Here is an 18438-nt window from a genome sequence, read left to right as displayed (position 1 = left end):
CACAATGTTTTGTGCTGATCAATTAAGAGGTTTTAGTGTTCTTTGTTTTATTGAGATGTAGACTTTTTAACTTATTAAGTCATTAACATCTTAGATAACATTTCCTTTATTAATATAATTCACCTATTTTTACTTTCCACGAGCCATTAGCTCTTGTAAACGCGCTTGTCCATTTGAAATTGTCCGTTTACTGCGTCCATTTTGTGTATTTGCTTGAACATCAGTCAACTCTTTAAATGATAGCCCAAACTCTTGACTCAGCGCTCCGTCAATAACTTGAGTTGCTCTTAAAAGTGCACCAATTTTAATTTCAGCTTCTTGGTATTTATTGCCCATAATTTCGCCATCATAGTCTGCTCTTGTATTGACAGCTAAACTAGCTCCAGCTTCCATTAACACGTATAATTGTCCCAAAGTATCCTTGAACCAATAAACATCCTCATTATCAGTATAATCGCCTGAAGTTGGTGCTAAAGATAATTTAATAGCATTGGGAGTATCGCTAATAAACTGACGATCTTCAACTGGAATGACAGTGAATTGATCATCAGCATAAGCAAACTTAATTTGGGAACTATTGTCGATTTTTACCATCGCAGGAATATCGCCTTCATTGCGAATCTCCCCATTAATTTCTGAAAATGTACCTGGCTCAAAGCCTTTAGGATCAGATAACTCTTCAAAGCTAGCGGCAATTCTTAATTTTCCCATCGTTACATCTTGTTTCATTTCTATCCGAGCTGTCCACCATGCATAAGTTGCCCCAAATGCCACTAGCACTATCGCTATGCCTGTCAACACTAGTTTTGTATTCTTGTTTTTTAACCAATTATCCATTTTACCCTTCATTTTGATTCCTCGTTTCTAATTTTATCCCTTTCTCACTCGAAGGTGAGTTTTCTCTTAATAATGTGAAAAAATATCTTAGTAATATCAATAGAAGTAAGCTCAATATAAATGCAGTCATTCCACGAGATGTTCCTATCAGTAGAAAAAATGTTCCAAGGCTGGGAATTGAAAAAATAACTTTCCCAACAATTTCTTCCTTACGTCGTTGTCTTTCATCCGAAAACTCATTCGTATCTCCTTTGGTTTCATAAACAACCCCTTGACTATTTTCGGTGATAGCAACAACACGGTGTGTGACATATTCCCCTGCAAATTCAAGAGTCACAACATCACCAACTGCTACTTCTGCTCCAATTTCTTTAACTAAAACAAGACTATTTTTAGGTATTTCGGGTGACATACTATCACTCATCACAACACGCAATTGATAACCAAAATAGCTAATACCATTATTAAATCGCAAGATAACCGAAAATATAATAAACACAATGATCACAAATAAATAGACTGTAGCAAGAAATCGTCTAATTTTTCTCATCATTGTTCTCCTTCCTGTTGCAATTCAACATCGGTTTGCTCTTTTGGATCCATAATAGTTACCTCAAGCGAACTACTAACAGTCTCTATAGAACGTTTTGTCGCCTTTATTGTCACTTCAGTTGATTCACTGGATATCGAGTCTTGGCTAGTTGATGATTGCTCAATATCTAGTGAATCCGTTGTTGTTTTGGACATAGTTGTAGTTAGCCCAAACTCAAGCGGCAAATAAACTGTGAAATAACGGGAATCCCCAAGTGCACCTAACGGAAAAATAAAACTTAATATCAATACGCTAAGGATAACTTTCCATTTTCGGTTCATTGGTCCCCATCCTTTCAATTTTTTAACGTGTCACTCTTAAAGTAAAGCGAGCTTCTTTACCATTTGCTGCTTTAGCATAAATATAAGTTGTCCCAACTTTTTTACCAGTTATAACCCCATTTTCATTAACACTAGCAACTTCATTTTTTTGAACAGACCATGTTAAGTTGGATGACGCAGTTTCTGGTAAAACATGACTTACCACAGTTAATTGTTTTCCTACTTTTAGAACTTCAATTGCGTTTATGTCCAAAACAATGTTTTCAACTTCTGGTTTTTCCTCTACCAAATGATTCATTAACTCAACAATCGCTTTTTCTAAATCAGTTACTGCTTCATCAACAAGTGTTTGAGTTGCTTTGGGATTATCTTTAACAGTTGTCGCAGCATTACGTGCGATGACAAAATTTGCCCAAGCTTCTGCTTGATAATCTGTTTCAATTAAATTATTGGCTTTTGCTATCTTATCGACTAAGACACTGAAGTCAACTTCTACTTCATCCTCTTTTGCAAAAATTGATAACCAACTTAACACTGGATCAGGACCCTCTTTTTTCGTAATGCTAACAATGACTTTGCCAGCTTTAGCTAAATTAAATTCTTTTTTAACAATAGATTCTTGATTATCAGAACTTAATGCAACTGTTTCTTTACCGAGGAGTTCATCCTCTATTTTAATTGTTAATTCCATTTGACGATTTGCATTCCACCACTCTTGGAAACCAGCACCAAGTTCATAAACGCCCGCTTCTAAATCAAAAGCATACTCAATACTCTTGTCTTTATTAGCCCACCAACCACTTTCTAAGATATGCTTGCCTTTATGGCGATCAAAATCAAAGTCTTCTGCATTTTCATCTTTCGTCGTTCCTAAATAACCTGCTTTGTTTTCTTCCGTATATTTTTGATCTGCTTTTGTATTTAGTAATGTGTTTCCAAGTAAATCTTTAGCAGCATCAAAGTATGGTGATTTTTCGGCCCCACTATCAAAGAAGTATCGCAACCCTTTTGGCGCAACATGAACGTCATGCCATACATTTTGATCTTTTTCTGGTAGATACCCTTTAATAAAAACTGTCCCTAATTCTTTACCGTTATATTGTTCATATTGCCATTCAACTGGTGTTACTTCGGTTTCAGTGCCATAGGAAATTGTGACTTCGTTTGGCATTAAATCTGCAATACCGTCCATCGATAAGACACTTTTGGGTAGTCCTTTGGAAGTTAAATCAAATAGTCCTTTGCCATCAAGTTGATCTAGAGTCCAATGCTCAGCTCTTCTAATTGCTAGCTGATTACCAGGTTTAAATTCGATCGGCAACCAAACATATCGAGATTCACTTAGATCCCAAGAATTCCAACGATCCCCCATATAAATAAATTTGCCGTTTTCAGGATCTACAGGAATAACATGCGTACTTTGAGTATCATACGTAGTATTTGCCCCCCAATCTACGGACGGATCGCCCATACCACGCCAAGGTCCCATCGGACTATCAGCAACGGCATATTGTGCTGGATTTGGACTCCATCCTGTCTGACCTGAGCTAATCATGTAATATTTATCCTTATAGTTGAACATTGCAGGTGCTTCACGTGACCAGTGAATAAACTCCCGAGTGAAATCTACGCCTTCAGTTGCTTGGTCACGATCTACAGCTAAATTTGTATAGTCATCATTTAATTTAGAAATAATGGTTGTTTTATTTCCTTCTGAGGAATAAATAACATACGCTTGACCGTCAGTATCTTTAAATAATGTCATATCTCGCACTGAACCACGACCAGCCCAACCATCGAAACCATAATCGCCATTTGGATCGTTATGATAATTCAGTTTATAACTACCAAGTAATTTAAAAGGGCCAGTCGGACTGTCACTAATCGCAACGCCAGCTTTAGCTTTACCATAGTCAGCATCACTTCCAGGGAAGCGACCATCGGCATGGAACCAAATCACATATTTGCCTGTTTTATCGTTATAAAGCATTTTGGGTCGTTCGATAACTGTATTATTCCGGTCTAAATCGATAAAAATGTCATCCTTTTTTTCTTCTGAATAATCACCATAAAGAGACTTAAAGTAATCATCCGTTTCAAACTGATTCCGTGTTTCCATTGGTTTTAAAACGACACCTTCATCTTTCCAATTGTATAAGTCTGTTGATGTATAAAGATGAATCCCACCAACCGGACGATAGTCATAGGTCTTATCTTCACCGATCCAATAATACTTGGTTTCACCATCAACGGTTAATTTTTGAACTTGGCCGCCATGAGCTTGGATGGTATTTCCATTTGTATCATACATCAAGTCTCCTGCAGTCCCGCTAAACGATGTATAAGGTGCCATCGGTTCTTTTTCTGCAACTGCTTGAACTTTGATATAATTGATGATTGGATCGCCTTCTGGACCAGATCTCCGCGGAGCCTTAACCGCTACATTCAATTCACCATCCGTCACAGTTGTAACAAAAGTTTTGCTTACCCACTCGTTATACCCAACTTCTCGGTCGGCATCTACCGTCTGCCCTTCAAGCATAACGTTAAGCCAACGCGTTTCCCAGTAGTGCTTAAAAGCTACGGTAACCTCATACGTTTGTTCTTTCATCCCAGGAATTTTCTCTTTTGGTAATTCAAATGAATAACCCAACATACTTTTTTCTTTATCAAAAGTCACTTTATCTGACATATAGACAAAGCTTTCGCCAATATCTGTGGCATCATTGCCTGATTTGAGCATGACAGAATAGTCATTGTCCGGATCCGCTCCCCAAGTCATGCCCGTTTTTGAATCTTTTTCAAATTTCTGATCGACATTTGATTGTAACAAGCCCATTTTTTCTGTTTTGGGTACCACTGACGGATCTGGCGTACCTGCATTAACAGAATACAAAACACGATCGTTATCGAGAACTGCTTCTTCAGTAAGTACTATCTCTTTTTCCGTTTCAGCCTCCATCCTTTCAGTCGCTAGAGCAACTCCTGATCCAGTAATAGATAAACCTAACATAACACTCGTTACAAACATTAAAGAAACTTGCGGTAATTGTTTCACATCATCCTTCATTTCTTGTTTGTTCTCCTTTCAAAACCATTGTTTTATCAATATCATTAATTCTTTCGTCCTGCACCTCACTTTCACTCAATGATTACCGCATCATTATATCTATGATCTCTCTTTTTTGAAACCGCTTACTAAAAACCTCTTAAAATAATCCGAAAATGTGTAAAAAGTACAAAAAGTCAGATGTTGTTGCAATCATTGAAGGTGTAACAAAAGAAAAGCAGCAACCAAAAGGTCGCTGCTTGAAATCCGGTTTCTATTCCACTAGGGAATCATCATGCATCAACTAGCTGCTCAACATGCAAATAACCGACTGATTTTTTGTCATCTTAATTTTGTGTGGCGCGATATAAACGACGAAATTGATTCGGTGTGTACCCTACATTCTGTTTAAACATTGCAATAAATTGACTTGGGGATTGAAATCCGACTCTTAAACTAATCTGCTGTACTTCCAATTGAGGGAAATTGATCAGCAACTCCTTTGCTTTATTGAGGCGCCAGGTCATTAAGTATTGATAAGGACTTTTCTGGACAAAGCGATTAAACAAACGATTTAAGTACTGTGAGCTAATATAGATTGACTGAGCTAATTCTTCAATCGAGGTGATTTCACTATAGCGTGTTTCAATTTCCACTATTGTTGGTGCAATATATTGTTTGTATAAAGGGTGTTCACTAACAATATTCGTCTCATTTCTTTGGCTTAAGTGAAGAAAAAAAGAATAACATTGTTGGGAAAGTTCGATTGGTTTTAATTGCTGGTTGATATGACGTGAAATAATCTGATCAATCCAATCTGAAAAAGAAAACTCCACCGTATCCATTGCGGTAATAAATGCGTTACTTTGTAGAATTTGATGGAAGCTTTCCTTAATTTCTCCTTCAAAAGTTGCGAATTTCGTAACCCATTTGTCAAGTGGATAATAAGCATGTGAAACAAAAGGCGGAATTAAGATTCCCTCTCCTTGTCTTAAAATTACTTGTCGATCGTTAATTAAAACTTCTCCTGATCCTGATTCTGTCTGGAGCCAATGGTAACAAGGATAACCGTGTTGGCGCTGAATTGAAACTTGTTCCCAGTGTTGCCCAACACTTTCTAAGGTGATCGGTAAGGGGCTTGTGCTTAATTGAAAATAAATTGGCATTTGCTTCTCCTTTTGTTTCGTATTCTTATATTATTTAGTTTAACATATTATACTATAAAAAATTGAAAACGTTATACTAAGTAAAAAGAAAGTAAAAACAACTAAAGGAGCAATGCAATATGAAAACATTTGATATTAAAGATGACTTTTATTTAGACGGTCAGCCTGTGAAAATCATCTCTGGAGCTATTCATTATTTTCGAGTTGTACCGGAATATTGGCGTGATCGCTTGGAGAAGTTAAAAGCTTTAGGCTGTAATACAGTTGAAACATATGTCCCTTGGAATTTCCATGAAACTCATGAAGGTCAATTTAATTTTAGTGGGCGTTTCAATTTACGTCAATTTATTCAAATCGCAGATGAATTAGGCTTATATGTAATCTTGCGACCTGCTCCGTACATTTGTGCGGAATGGGAATTTGGAGGCTTACCTTACTGGCTGATGAAGGAAGCTGATTTAAAGGTTCGGTTTGATAATCCAATCTTCCTTGAAAAAGTGGATAATTATTTTGCTAGATTGTATCCAGAGATAGTGGATTTACAAATCACTCAAGGTGGGCCGATCATCATGATGCAAATCGAAAATGAATATGGCGGTTTTGCAAATGATAAAAGCTATATGGGGAAAATTGCAGATTTGATGGAAAAACATGGCACAAAAGTACCTTTTGTAACATCAGATGGTCCTTGGGGTGATATGCTTGAAAACGGATCAATTCAAGAGCGTGCCTTGGCAACCATTAACTGTGGATCGAAAATTAAAGAACATTTTAAAGTTTTAAAAGACTTCCATCAAGAAAAGAAGCCACTAATGGTAATGGAATTTTGGATTGGATGGTTTGATGCATGGGGTGATGAAGAACATCATACAATGGATGGCGAGACAGCTGCCAATGAATTGTCAGATATTTTAGAGGAAGGTTCGGTCAATATTTACATGTTTCATGGTGGTACTAACTTTGGTTTTAGTAGCGGAGCCAATTATTATGAAAAGCTAGCGCCAGACGTAACGAGCTATGACTACGATGCACTGCTAACTGAGTGGGGTGACATTACGCCGAAATACCGTTTATTCCAAGAAGTCATTGGGAACTATCGAGAAATTCCGACAGTAGAATTCACAACTGACATAAAAAAAATAGCCTATGGGGCATTGCAAGCTAAAGCGAAAACGTCATTATTTCATAACATTCAAAACTTAGCACAAAAAATCACACATAATTACCCTCTTTCCATGGAACAATTAGATCAAGGATTAGGCTATGTTTATTACGAAAGTAACCTTGGCCGCGAGCGACCTATAGAAGATTTTCGTTTAATCGGCTGCATGGATCGAGCCCAGATTTTTATCAATGATGACCCTATTGCAACTCAATATGATTTAGAATTAGGCACGCAATTGGCATTTGATTTAGAGGCTGAAACAAATAAACTAGGTATTTTAGTTGAAAATATGGGCCGTGTCAATTACTCAATCAAAATGAATCATCAAGAAAAAGGTATTCGTGATGGTGTAATTATCAATGGTGCATTTCAAAGTGACTGGGGGATTTATAGCTTGCCTATGGATAACCTAACACAACTGGACTTCTCTGAAAAATGGACCGCAGGACAGCCAGGATTTTATCAGTTTACTTTTGACGCTGAAGAAATAGGCGATACGTTTATTGAGTTACCAAATTGGGGGAAAGGTTTTGTCACAGTAAACGGTTTTAATATTGGACGATTCTGGGAGAAAGGTCCACAAGTGAGACTTTATATCCCTGGTCCTCTCTTAAAAATCGGTGCAAATACAATCATCATATTCGAGTCAGAAGGAAAAGTGGGCACAGAAATCATCTTAACAGATGAGCCAAAACTAAATAAAGACTAAAAAAAACGACTTGAGTCTTTTAGACTCAAGTCGTTTTTTCGGGATAATTGATTGGTAATAGTAGTTTAATTGAGGTTCCCTCTCCCGGAGCTGTTTGAATTTTCAAACCATACTTTTTACCATAAAGAAGTTGTAAACGTTCATGGATATTTCGTAACCCAATCCCCGAATAATGCTGTTTTAAGGTTGACTGACTATGGAGAGGTCTACTAACATCAAACCCAACGCCGTTATCGATAATTTCAATTTGTAATTTATCCTCTACCGTGGTGGCGAAAACTTGAACATAGCCCTCTTGATGTTCAGAGAAAGCGTGAAGATACGTATTCTCAATAATAGGTTGAATAATCATTTTTGGCACGAGTAATTCTTCAGCAGCTTCATTAGCAAAAATATTCGTTTGAATTCGCTCACCATACCGTAATTGCAAAATGTTAATATAGGCTTCTACCCCAGTTAACTCTTGCTTCAAGGGAATAACTTCATTCTTATTGCTAAGAGTATGGCGCAACAGTTGAATAAAATTATCAATTGCCAAACCAGCCTTGTCCTGTTCCCCTTGCCAGATTAGAAACTTAATTGCGGTTAGCGTATTATAAATAAAATGAGGTTGGATTTGCATTTGTAATGACTGAATTTCAGTCAGTCGTTTTTCTTCTTCAATAGTCATTAAGTTATCAAAATAGCCTTGTAAATCTTCCAGCATCAAGTTATATGCTTTCCCTAATTCTTGTGTTTCATACGTTCCTTCAATCGCAACACTATTAGAAAACTCCCCCTGGGTCACACTGGGTAAGGTATCAATCAAGCGATAAATAGGTCCTGTCATCCGTCGAATCACAAAAAAGGCAATAAGGCTTGCTATCATAATTGAACAAATAACAATAGTGACGGTTGGACGTATCAAGTTCATATTTTTAATTAAGATGTCTTCATTGATAAGATTGTAGAGTCTAAAATTGTAAGAATATAGCTTTAATGAATTCGTATAATTATTATCCATTGCTATAATTTTGTCACTTAAGGTGGTACCTAATTGTGATTTTTGATTGGAGGAGATAATAGTATTTTTACTATCAATAATGTAAATAGTATGAATATTTTTTGCTAGGACTTGCTCGTAAATCGAGGCAAAATGTTGCTCCGGAACAAAAATCAATGCATAACCGATAATTCCTAAGTCATCAGTAATTTTACGAATATAAAGTAATCCCGGTTGTTTTTCAGTTGAAATAGTTAACCCATTTTGTTGATAAAAATATTGGCTCAAGGCAGGATTGCGATCGATTTCTTTCATCAAATCACTCTTAATAAACACATCTAAAGCTTGGCTTCTGACTCCTTCGTTTTGAAAAAAAGTACGGCCATTCTTACCAATTAAAATCAAGTTTGAAGGAGTGTCATTAAATATCCAACGGGTAGAGGTCATTTCCTTTTTTAACTCGATAATTGGCTGAATTCCTTTCGATTGATCCTGTTTAAAATAAGCTTGCACGACTTGACTTTTGGATACCGTTTCGAAAATGCGGTTAATATTGTCATTTAATTGTTCATAATCATTTTGGATCTTATTCATCAAAATTTGGTTTGATTCTTCATATGAATATACATAAGCACTCTTTGAACGATTAAAAACAACCGCTACAGAAAGTAATGTAACACTAATAACACAAAAAATAACGATCATCAAAATCCGTGTAAAAAGTTCATTTTGTTTTATCCATAATTTTAAATGATTCATAAGCGGTTCTCTCTTCTATAAACAGAGGGAGTAACATGATATTCTCGTTTGAATAAGCGAGAAAAATAACTTAGATCTGAATATCCTGTAGTCGCACTAATTTCTGATACATTATAGTCTGATGTCAGGAGTAATTTCCTAGCGGCCTCTAAGCGCACTGTATTTAAGTAATCGGAAAATGTCATCTTAAAGTGAGTGGAAAAGAAAGTAGAAAGATAATTATAGCTAAAATGAAATTCTGCTGCCAAACGTGCTAAAGATAGATCCGACTGATAATTATCGAGAATGTAGCGTTCAATACTATTAACTAATTCATGTTCTTTTATGTCTTGTCTAGGCTTTTGCAGTTGTAGTGTTTGGCGAATTTGATCATTCAACGTTAAAATAAGCTCTGAAAAATCTTCCAAATAACTCATCTTTCCTATCTGATTCAGGAAATAGGTTTTTAATTTTGAAAAGCTAGCCTCATTAGGATAGGCTTCTTCAAGACTAGATAAAAGTGTGTAAAAAATATTACTGGCTTGCTGTTTCAAATAAGAAGCACTAGCAAAACTTAAAATCATTTCATTAAAAAATTCCTCAATACGCGCAATTCCTAATAAGAAATCATTATTCACTAAGGCTCTTAGAAATTTCTTTGTGTCAAATCGTTCGTAGTGTTTTAGCATATATAATTCATTAAATTCAACAATAAAGTGGTGTTTAAAATAAAATCGTTGTTCTTTTGTCCCCGCCTTCAGTTGACTAAAGATGTTATTAAGTTGGCTTATCTGAGAGAATGGCTCACTTAAGGTAAAGAAACTACCGGCTTCGATTTGCCGCAAGCTGTAGAGTTTTTCCATAAGCATTGTCTGCCCATTCGTCTGAACGTTTCTAAAGGCAAGTAATAAACCGGCTTCATCATTACTCGTTGCATAAGCCAATGATTTTACCTGAGTATTGTCAAAGGTCAATTTGCTTAGTACACGTTGGAGGTTACCACGGTCTTGGTACCAAATGGCGTTAGTATAAACCAATTGATAACAATTGTATGTAAGAAAGTTTTCAACGGCACTTAGGTCCGTCTCTTTGTAACCGACTAAATAACGATTGAGGGTTTGACTTAATACTTCTTCCTCTGAAACAATTGCTTTTGTCACTACCAATTTTGTTGCGATTTTATTTAAGGCTTTAAGTAAGTTTTCTTTGGTCAGGGTTGGTTTTAATAAATAATCGACAGCACCGTTTTTAAAAGATTCAGACACATAAGTAAATTCGTCATAACTACTTAAAACTAAAAAATGAATCTGCGGAAATTGTTCTTGGATTATTTTAGATAATTCTAAACCATCAAGTTCAGGCATAATTAAGTCAGTAATAACAATATCAGGTTGGAGTTCAATGATTTTATCTAAGGCAATTTTGCCATTTTCTGCTTCACCAACAATGTGAAACTCGTATTTTTCCCACTCAAGTAAGTGTTTTAAACCATCGCGTATGGCGACCTCATCATCAACGAGTAAAATAGTTATTACATTAGTCAAGAAAACGCCTCCTTTCCCTTATTGACTTCATTATAACATTTAAACGTTTTAAATGAATTAGGATTATTTTATGATTTTTGGACAATTTTATCTAGTCACCTGAAACAACTTGTTAGCGCTTCCTTTTGATCTACGTAATGTGTATAGTATGAATGTAAATAAAAGAAAAGAGGGAATGAACATGAAAAAGTTTTTTGGCTCCTTATTAGTCTTAGTTTCAGTATTAATGTTAACAGCTTGTGGCGGATCTGGTGACAGTAAGGATGCTGATGTAGGGAATAAAGACGGTGGAAGCAGCGAAAAAATAACGCTTTGGGCTTGGGACGAAACGTTTAACATCAAAGCTGCGGAAATCGCGAAAGAATATTACGAAAATAAAGATATTGCTGTTGAGGTTGTGACTATGTCACAAGATGATATTGTTCAAAAATTAAATACTAGTTTAGCTTCTGGAAATAAGGAAGGACTCCCTAATATCGTATTAATTGAAGACTATCGAATTCAAGGTTATCTAACCTCTTATCCAGATGCATTTTCAGATTTAAGTTCAATTGTAAAAGAGGAAGATTTCTCAGAATATAAATTTGCTGTAAATAAAGTGGGTGATAAGATTTACGGCGTACCATTTGATAGCGGAGTCGCAGGTGTCTTCTATCGCCGCGATTACTTTGAAGAAGCTGGTTATAAGGAAGCTGACTTACAAGATATTACTTGGGATGATTTGATCAAAATGGCTCGCGTTGTCAAAGATAAAACTGGTCATGCGTTGATGACAATGGATCCAAGTGACTTAGGTTTAACACGCATCATTATGCAATCTACAGGTAAATGGTTTACTGATGAAACTGGCGAAAAGGTCACCTTAAAAGGAAATGAAGCTTTAAAATATGCCTTACAAATTCAAGCAACTATCTTAAAAGAAGGTTTAGCCGAACAAGTTTCTGACTGGGATGGCGGCGTAAATGGCGTTCAGTCTGGTTCAGTCGCAAGTTCTATTCAAGGATGCTGGTATGCAAGTACGATTCAAGGGGCTAAAGATCAAGCTGGTAAATGGGGTATTGCGCCAATTCCAGTAATCAAAGGCGATAAAAATTCTAAACATAGTTCAAACATTGGCGGCGGAGGCTGGTATGTTATCAAAGGCTTACCAGGCGAAGAACAAGCAAAAGAATTCTTAGGACAAACCTTTGCCTCAAATGTTGATTTAATGAATCAACTAGCAAAAGAAGTAGGCGTTATCTCTACCTTAAAAGCTGCTAGCGAGTCACCTATTTATCAAGAAGGTGTAGCATTCTATGATGGTCAAAAAGTCTTTGAAGATTTTTCAGATTGGTCTGCTGAAGTACCAAAAGTGAATTACGGTAAAGACACATATGCCATTGAATCAATTTTAACTGAGAGTTTACAAGAAGTGATTAATGGCGGAGATATAGATAAAGTCTTAACAAATGTCCAAAAACAAGCTGAAGACCAATTAGAAAATTAAAGATTTAATGCGAGTAGAGATTGTTAAACTCGTCCTCTACTCGCATTATTATTCATCGGCTGACAACAATCAGGAGGCATCAAGTTATGCAAAAAAGAAAGAAAAAATTCGACATCTTTGCTACTGGTGATGGTTTTATACTATTACCCGTAATTTTAATTACGATCTTAGTCTTTATTCCAATGGTAATAGCGTTATTAAATTCCTTTAAATCTGGAATTCCAACAAATATGACTTTTAATGGACTAGGTAATTACAAAAGAATGCTTTCAGACAGTACCTTTAGAAAAGCTTTTGGTAATACTTTTTTATACTTAATCATTCAGGTTCCAGTAATGTTAATGCTGTCACTCGCTTTTTCAAATATATTAAACGATAAGCGTTTAAAGTTTAAAGGATTCTTTCGTACAGCATTATTTTTACCTTGTATTACATCCCTAGTATCTTATTCATTAATTATGAAAAGTTTATTTTCTGCAACAGGTTTAGTCAACCGTGTCTTGTTGGATATGAATCTCGTGGCAGCACCGATTCAGTGGTTGACTGATCCTTTTTGGGCTAAAGTCTTAATTATAATTTCTATCACCTGGCGCTGGACAGGTTATAATATGATTTTCTTTATTTCCGGTATGCAAAATATTGATCCAGAAATTTATGAGGCTGCCGATATAGATGGAGCCAATAAATGGCAACAATTTTTCAAAATTACGATACCAAATTTAAAACCAGTTATTTTATTTACCACAATTACTTCTACAATCGGCACATTGCAATTGTTTGATGAAGTTCAAAATATTACTGGTGGTGGTCCTGCCAATGCAACGACCACTCTTTCACAATATATATATAACCTAAGTTTCAAATTCACACCGAATTTTGGGTATGCAGCAGCCGTTTCCTTTGTGATCGTGTTCTGTATAGTCATTTTAACAATTATTCAAAAACGTGTAGCTGGAGATGAGTAAGATGGAAAAAATATCAAAAATATTCAAATACCTCGTTTTAAGTATCGCTGCTTTTATTTCTATCTTCCCTTTTGTCTGGATGATTTTAGGAATGACCAACAAAACCATTGATATTACCGCTGGTAAAATTATGATCGGTGACCAATTGATACTCAACTTTCAAAATCTTTTTAATAGTGATTTAAACTTTCACAGAGCCTTACTCAATTCCGCCGTGATTGCCCTTCTCACAACCATATTTGCTTTATTCTTATCATCGATGGCAGGTTATGGCTTTGAAATTTTTCGTTCTAAACGGAATGACCGTATTTTTAGTTTTTTACTTCTATCGATGATGGTTCCATTCTCAGCAATGATGATTCCCTTATACACCATGTTTTCAAAATTAAGTAACACACCATTTGGGATCAACACATTGTTCAGCGTGATTATACCATCTGTCAGTACTGCCTTTTTAATCTTTCTATTTAAACAAAATATTAAAGCTTTTCCTCGCTCTTTAGTTGAGGCTGCTCGGATTGACGGGTTAGGTGAACTCGCGATTTTCTTTAAAATATATATGCCCACAGCAAAAAATATTTATGCTGCGGCTGCGATTATTACCTTTATGAATAGTTGGAATAACTATTTATGGCCACTAGTAGCCTTGCAATCTCCTGAAAAGCGGACAGTTCCTTTAATTTTATCAGCCATGGGTGCCTCTTATACACCAGACTACGGCATGATTATGAGCGGAATTGTGATTGCCACTTTACCGATTTCTATAATTTTCTTTGTTTTACAAAAACAATTTGTTCAAGGCATGTTAGGTTCAGTAAAATAGGACAAAAAGCTAGTTTTAGAAGTGTTAGCACTTGATTCATCGGGTTTTAAAAAATTTAAAAGGAATATCCCAATTAAAAAGGGGCTGAGACATAACTCTTTGAGTTATGTCTCAGCCCCTTAAAACCCGAATAAACGGTGGAAAAACATCTATTTTCTGAATGTAAAATCTTGGAAAACTGATGGCAAAAATGTGCGCTTATATACTTTTATGTTGTTGTTTTAACGCCATTTCCGCTGACTTTCTCTACTACTTTCGGTACATCTTAAACTCTAAAAACAGGTCATTATAAATCCCCAAATATTTCGCCCCTAAATCTTCATAAACTTCTAAATGTTTAATCACTTCATCACTTGGATAAAACTGTTCATCACTAGAAATTTCTTTAGGCAATAATTTTTTGGCTGTCTTATTAGGTGTAGAATATCCAATATATTCTGCGTTTTGAGCTGCATTTTCTGGTCTCAACATGAAATTGATAAATTCATAAGAGCCTTTAATATTTTTCGCAGTCTTAGGAATCACGATATTATCAAACCATAGATTGGAACCTTCTGATGGAATCACATAATGCAGGTGTTCATTGCCGTCTAGCATTTCAGAAGCTTCACCGGAAAACGTAACCGCTACTGCACTTTCTTCGTTGATCATATACATTTTGATCTCATCCGCTACGATTGCTTTGACATTTGAAGTAAGTTTGTTTAGCTTATCTGTTGCTTCACGTAGTTCTTGATTATTTTTACTGTTTAAAGAATAACCTAAACTATTCAATGAAAGCCCCAGCACTTCGCGTGCTCCGTCGATCAACATTACATTATCTTTTAATTTAGGATTCCACAAATCATCCCAATGTTGGATTTGCCCTTCGTCAACAAATTTATCATTGTATATGATACCTAAAGTTCCCCAAAAATAAGGAATTGAGTATTTATTTTGCGGATCAAAATCTAAATTCAAAAATCGTTCATCAATATTGTTCAATCCAGTCAACTTCTTATGATCGATAGGCAAAAGCATTTTTTCTTTCATCATTTTTTGAATCATATATTCAGAAGGAATCGTAATATCATACGCGGTCCCTCCTTGCTGGATTTTGGTGAACATCGCTTCATTTGAGTCAAATGTTTCATAATTGACTTTATATCCTGACTCTTTTTCAAATTTGCGCAGTAAATCAGGATCGATATAATCGCCCCAATTATAAATCGTCAATGTATCAGCACCAGCCATACCGCTGGCTTTTTCTAATTGACGAACTCCGAAAAACAGAATCAAGATGATTGCTAAAATGCCAATAAGCAACGATTGTAGTTTTTTCATTTGAGATTCGCCACCTCACTTTGTTCACGACGTAGTTTTTTCAGCCGCTTCGATGTATTGTCTTGGCTGATAAAATAATAGCCGATCACTAAAATCATAGAAAAAATGAAGACTAATGCACTCAATGCATTGATTTCTAAACTAATACCTTGTCTTGCTCTTGAATAGATTTCAACTGAAAGTGTGGAAAATCCATTTCCTGTAACAAAAAAGGTCACCGCAAAGTCATCTAGTGAATACGTAAAAGCCATAAAATAGCCTGCAATAATTCCTGGCGATAAAAACGGTAAAATAATATTTTTGATCACCTGAACATTATTCGCACCAAGATCACGAGCCGCGTCCACCATTGAATCATTCATTTCCTGTAATTTTGGCAGCACCATCAGTACGACAATTGGAATACTAAAAGCAATATGAGACAATAACACACTGGCAAATCCTAAGCTAATAAAACCAACAGCTGTAAAAAAGATCAAGAAGCTAGCACCAATAATAACATCAGGAGATACTAGCAAAATATTATTAAAACTCATTAAAGCTGTCCTAGTTTTTCTACGTCTCGTATAATAAATCCCCATCGCACCAAATGTGCCGATGATCGTTGCTAACAACGCAGATAAAAAAGCCAATAAAAACGTATTTAACACGATGATCAATAAGCGTGTATCTTCAAAAACAGCCGTATAATTCGCAAGAGTAAATCCAGTAAATTGATTCATCGTATCTGTATCATTGAATGAGTAGAAAATCAGATAAAAAATCGGCGCATACAATAAGGCAAAAACGAGGATCAGATAAAGATAAGACCACTTAAATTTTTTCTTTGTCATTTCACCCGCCCCTTTTTCTTCTTCTCACCAGTCAGCAGCATCACGACAAACATCGCCACAATCAAAATCACACCGATCGTTGAACCCATGCCCCAATTTTGTGTCACCATAAAATGCTCTTCAATGGCTGTCCCTAGTGTAATCACTCGATTTCCACCAATCAAACGGGTCAACATGAACAATGAAAGTGAGGGTATAAAGACCGCTTGAACACCACTTTTTACACCATTCAATGATAGCGGAAAGATCACGCGTTGAAACGTTTCAACACTGTTTGCACCAAGATCACGACTAGCACTAACTAGCGAAGGATTCAACTCTTCAAGCGCATTAAAAATCGGCAGAATCATAAAAGGAATTTCAATATATGTTGCAACAAATAGAAAACTAAAGTCCGTAAACAAAATTTGATGTGGACCGATCCCAAGAAAACTTAAAAACTGATTCACATTCCCATGTATACTAAAAATCCCGATAAAAGCATAAGCTTTCAGTAAGAGATTCACCCATGTCGGTAAAATCACTAACATCAACCACAATTGTTTATGCTTTAGCTTTGTCAAAAAGTAGGCCGTAGGATAACTAATCAAAAACGTAAATAACGTAATCAAAAACGCATACCAAACCGAATTCAACGTCATACTCAAATAAGTGCCCGAAGTAAAGTACGTTTGATAATTATCTAACGTAAATTGGCCGTTCATATCAAAGAAAGACTGATAAATAATCATCAAGACCGGGGCAATCACAAATAATAACAGCCACATCACATAAGGAATCGAATAAATCCGACGCATTGTTTTCATTATTATTCCCCCTATTCTTCGTAGCTTTCTAAACGAGCATCAAAGTCTTCTTCTGACTCATTAAAGCGCATGACATGAATATCCTCTGGTTCAAAAAACAAACCGACTTTAGCGCCTTCTGTTGCTTTTCTAGTTGAATGAACCATCCACTCATTATGATCCTCATCATGACAGATGATTTCATAGTGTACGCCACGGAATAATTGTGTATCCACCGTCACAACTAATTTCCCTTTATCTGCTGTCGTAATCGTCAAATCTTCAGGACGCAACATGATTTCAACGGGTTCCGCTTGGCGCATCCCGCCATCCACACATTCAAAACGTTTCCCAACAAACTCAACTAAATTATCTTCGATCATCGTACCATTGACAATGTTACTTTCGCCTACAAAATCAGCCACAAAATGATTGATCGGTTCATCATAAATATCTACAGGCGTACCGCTTTGCACGATGTGCCCTTTGTTCATAACAAAAATTTCATCACTCATTGCTAAGGCTTCTTCTTGATCATGGGTAACGAAAATAAATGTAATACCTAAGCGCTGCTGCAATTCACGTAATTCATACTGCATATCTGTTCGCAACTTCAAATCCAATGCAGATAACGGCTCGTCTAATAGCAATACTTTAGGCTCATTGACAATTGCTCGAGCAATTGCCACACGTTGACGCTGACCACCAGACATCTCACTAATTTCTCGCGTTTCATACCCTGGTAACTGAACCATCCGCAAAGCATCTTTGACTTTCTTTTCAATTTCTTTCTTTTGAATTTTTTTGATTTTCAACCCAAATGCTACATTATCAAACACATTCATATGAGGAAACAACGCATAATCTTGAAAGACAGTATTCACTTGACGTTTATTGGCCGGAATATCATTGATTCGCTGTCCATCAAAGTAAATATCCCCTTCTGTCGCATCTGCAAAACCCGCTAAAATGCGCAAAATCGTTGTTTTTCCACATCCTGAAGGACCGAGTAATGTATAAAACTTCCCTTGCTCAATTTCAAAACTAACATTCTTTAGAACTTTTTCATCTTCATATTGTTTCACAACGTTTTCAAACGTAATAATATTTTTCTTCACCCGCTGATACCTCCTCTATTAAAATTGTACTGGGCTTATTAA

The 18438-nt window shown here is 36.0% G+C and carries 15 protein-coding genes; 4 read left to right on the top strand and 11 right to left on the bottom strand.

What is annotated here, in order from left to right:
- Positions 1 to 129 precede the first annotated feature (129 nt).
- The 5 genes from AC4BB7_RS06275 to AC4BB7_RS06255 all read right to left on the bottom strand — a co-directional run bounded on the left by AC4BB7_RS06275 (position 130) and on the right by AC4BB7_RS06255 (position 5925).
- On the bottom strand, positions 130 to 837 hold the full coding sequence (locus tag AC4BB7_RS06275) for a TasA family protein (protein WP_490484773.1): 708 nt from the start codon (positions 835 to 837) through the stop codon (positions 130 to 132).
- A 1-nt stretch (position 838) separates the two neighbouring features.
- Complete coding sequence (locus tag AC4BB7_RS06270; RefSeq protein WP_490484772.1) at positions 839 to 1390, bottom strand: signal peptidase I; 552 nt, start codon at positions 1388 to 1390, stop codon at positions 839 to 841.
- Complete coding sequence (locus AC4BB7_RS06265; protein WP_490484771.1) at positions 1387 to 1710, bottom strand: hypothetical protein; 324 nt, start codon at positions 1708 to 1710, stop codon at positions 1387 to 1389. Before AC4BB7_RS06265 ends, AC4BB7_RS06270 begins: the two co-directional genes overlap by 4 nt.
- A gap of 22 nt (positions 1711 to 1732) precedes the next feature.
- Positions 1733 to 4780, bottom strand: a complete 3048-nt coding sequence (locus tag AC4BB7_RS06260) for a family 43 glycosylhydrolase (RefSeq protein WP_490484770.1) — start codon at positions 4778 to 4780, stop codon at positions 1733 to 1735.
- A gap of 326 nt (positions 4781 to 5106) precedes the next feature.
- Positions 5107 to 5925: a helix-turn-helix domain-containing protein gene (locus AC4BB7_RS06255; protein ID WP_490484769.1), complete on the bottom strand. Its 819-nt coding sequence runs from the start codon at positions 5923 to 5925 to the stop codon at positions 5107 to 5109.
- A 119-nt stretch (positions 5926 to 6044) separates the two neighbouring features.
- On the opposite strand from AC4BB7_RS06255, the gene AC4BB7_RS06250 reads away from it, so the two are divergent.
- Positions 6045 to 7799: a glycoside hydrolase family 35 protein gene (locus AC4BB7_RS06250; protein WP_490484768.1), complete on the top strand. Its 1755-nt coding sequence runs from the start codon at positions 6045 to 6047 to the stop codon at positions 7797 to 7799.
- Positions 7800 to 7824: 25 nt separating this feature from the next.
- Here AC4BB7_RS06250 and AC4BB7_RS06245 read toward each other — a convergent pair whose 3' ends face one another.
- Entirely contained in the window at positions 7825 to 9540 is a 1716-nt protein-coding gene (locus tag AC4BB7_RS06245; protein ID WP_490484767.1) for a sensor histidine kinase, read from the bottom strand.
- Positions 9537 to 11063, bottom strand: a complete 1527-nt coding sequence (locus AC4BB7_RS06240; RefSeq protein WP_490484766.1) for a response regulator transcription factor — start codon at positions 11061 to 11063, stop codon at positions 9537 to 9539. The genes AC4BB7_RS06245 and AC4BB7_RS06240 overlap by 4 nt, the downstream gene beginning before the upstream one ends.
- Positions 11064 to 11244: 181 nt before the next feature.
- On the opposite strand from AC4BB7_RS06240, the gene AC4BB7_RS06235 reads away from it, so the two are divergent.
- The 3 genes from AC4BB7_RS06235 (at position 11245) to AC4BB7_RS06225 (ending at position 14337) form a co-directional block, all read left to right on the top strand.
- Positions 11245 to 12549, top strand: a complete 1305-nt coding sequence (locus AC4BB7_RS06235) for an ABC transporter substrate-binding protein (RefSeq protein WP_490484765.1) — start codon at positions 11245 to 11247, stop codon at positions 12547 to 12549.
- Between the two features lie 86 nt (positions 12550 to 12635).
- Positions 12636 to 13514 carry a carbohydrate ABC transporter permease gene (locus AC4BB7_RS06230; protein ID WP_490484764.1) on the top strand — a complete coding sequence of 293 codons (879 nt, stop codon included), beginning with the start codon at positions 12636 to 12638 and terminating at the stop codon, positions 13512 to 13514.
- Position 13515: 1 nt separating this feature from the next.
- The gene (locus AC4BB7_RS06225) at positions 13516 to 14337 is read left to right on the top strand and encodes a carbohydrate ABC transporter permease (RefSeq protein ID WP_490484763.1); all 822 of its coding nucleotides are present in this window, start codon (positions 13516 to 13518) and stop codon (positions 14335 to 14337) included.
- A gap of 249 nt (positions 14338 to 14586) precedes the next feature.
- Here the strand turns inward: AC4BB7_RS06225 and AC4BB7_RS06220 are convergent, their stop codons facing one another.
- From AC4BB7_RS06220 to AC4BB7_RS06205, 4 genes are read right to left on the bottom strand one after another with little or no spacing between them, the layout of a single operon-like run.
- Positions 14587 to 15660: an ABC transporter substrate-binding protein gene (locus AC4BB7_RS06220; RefSeq protein ID WP_490484762.1), complete on the bottom strand. Its 1074-nt coding sequence runs from the start codon at positions 15658 to 15660 to the stop codon at positions 14587 to 14589.
- On the bottom strand, positions 15657 to 16493 hold the full coding sequence (locus tag AC4BB7_RS06215) for an ABC transporter permease (RefSeq protein WP_490484761.1): 837 nt from the start codon (positions 16491 to 16493) through the stop codon (positions 15657 to 15659). The genes AC4BB7_RS06220 and AC4BB7_RS06215 overlap by 4 nt, the downstream gene beginning before the upstream one ends.
- Positions 16490 to 17299: an ABC transporter permease gene (locus tag AC4BB7_RS06210; protein ID WP_490484760.1), complete on the bottom strand. Its 810-nt coding sequence runs from the start codon at positions 17297 to 17299 to the stop codon at positions 16490 to 16492. The genes AC4BB7_RS06215 and AC4BB7_RS06210 overlap by 4 nt, the downstream gene beginning before the upstream one ends.
- Positions 17300 to 17310: 11 nt before the next feature.
- Complete coding sequence (locus tag AC4BB7_RS06205) at positions 17311 to 18396, bottom strand: ABC transporter ATP-binding protein (RefSeq protein ID WP_025868447.1); 1086 nt, start codon at positions 18394 to 18396, stop codon at positions 17311 to 17313.
- Positions 18397 to 18438 lie beyond the last annotated feature (42 nt).

The organism is Enterococcus sp. AAFC-DPL-5182 (assembly GCF_058216605.1).
Note: the sequence above shows the minus strand (reverse complement) of the source record. Positions and strands in the feature narration are given on the sequence as shown.

What these genes read in the sequence shown, in the direction of transcription:
- AC4BB7_RS06275 (WP_490484773.1), bottom strand. Translation starts at nt 837, where the DNA reads ATGGATAATTGGTTAAAAAACAAGAATACAAAACTAGTGTTGACAGGC.
- AC4BB7_RS06270 (WP_490484772.1), bottom strand. Translation starts at nt 1,390, where the DNA reads ATGATGAGAAAAATTAGACGATTTCTTGCTACAGTCTATTTATTTGTG.
- AC4BB7_RS06265 (WP_490484771.1), bottom strand. Translation starts at nt 1,710, where the DNA reads ATGAACCGAAAATGGAAAGTTATCCTTAGCGTATTGATATTAAGTTTT.
- AC4BB7_RS06260 (WP_490484770.1), bottom strand. Translation starts at nt 4,780, where the DNA reads ATGAAGGATGATGTGAAACAATTACCGCAAGTTTCTTTAATGTTTGTA.
- AC4BB7_RS06255 (WP_490484769.1), bottom strand. Translation starts at nt 5,925, where the DNA reads ATGCCAATTTATTTTCAATTAAGCACAAGCCCCTTACCGATCACCTTA.
- AC4BB7_RS06250 (WP_490484768.1), top strand. Translation starts at nt 6,045, where the DNA reads ATGAAAACATTTGATATTAAAGATGACTTTTATTTAGACGGTCAGCCT.
- AC4BB7_RS06245 (WP_490484767.1), bottom strand. Translation starts at nt 9,540, where the DNA reads ATGAATCATTTAAAATTATGGATAAAACAAAATGAACTTTTTACACGG.
- AC4BB7_RS06235 (WP_490484765.1), top strand. Translation starts at nt 11,245, where the DNA reads ATGAAAAAGTTTTTTGGCTCCTTATTAGTCTTAGTTTCAGTATTAATG.
- AC4BB7_RS06230 (WP_490484764.1), top strand. Translation starts at nt 12,636, where the DNA reads ATGCAAAAAAGAAAGAAAAAATTCGACATCTTTGCTACTGGTGATGGT.
- AC4BB7_RS06225 (WP_490484763.1), top strand. Translation starts at nt 13,516, where the DNA reads ATGGAAAAAATATCAAAAATATTCAAATACCTCGTTTTAAGTATCGCT.
- AC4BB7_RS06220 (WP_490484762.1), bottom strand. Translation starts at nt 15,660, where the DNA reads ATGAAAAAACTACAATCGTTGCTTATTGGCATTTTAGCAATCATCTTG.
- AC4BB7_RS06215 (WP_490484761.1), bottom strand. Translation starts at nt 16,493, where the DNA reads ATGACAAAGAAAAAATTTAAGTGGTCTTATCTTTATCTGATCCTCGTT.
- AC4BB7_RS06210 (WP_490484760.1), bottom strand. Translation starts at nt 17,299, where the DNA reads ATGAAAACAATGCGTCGGATTTATTCGATTCCTTATGTGATGTGGCTG.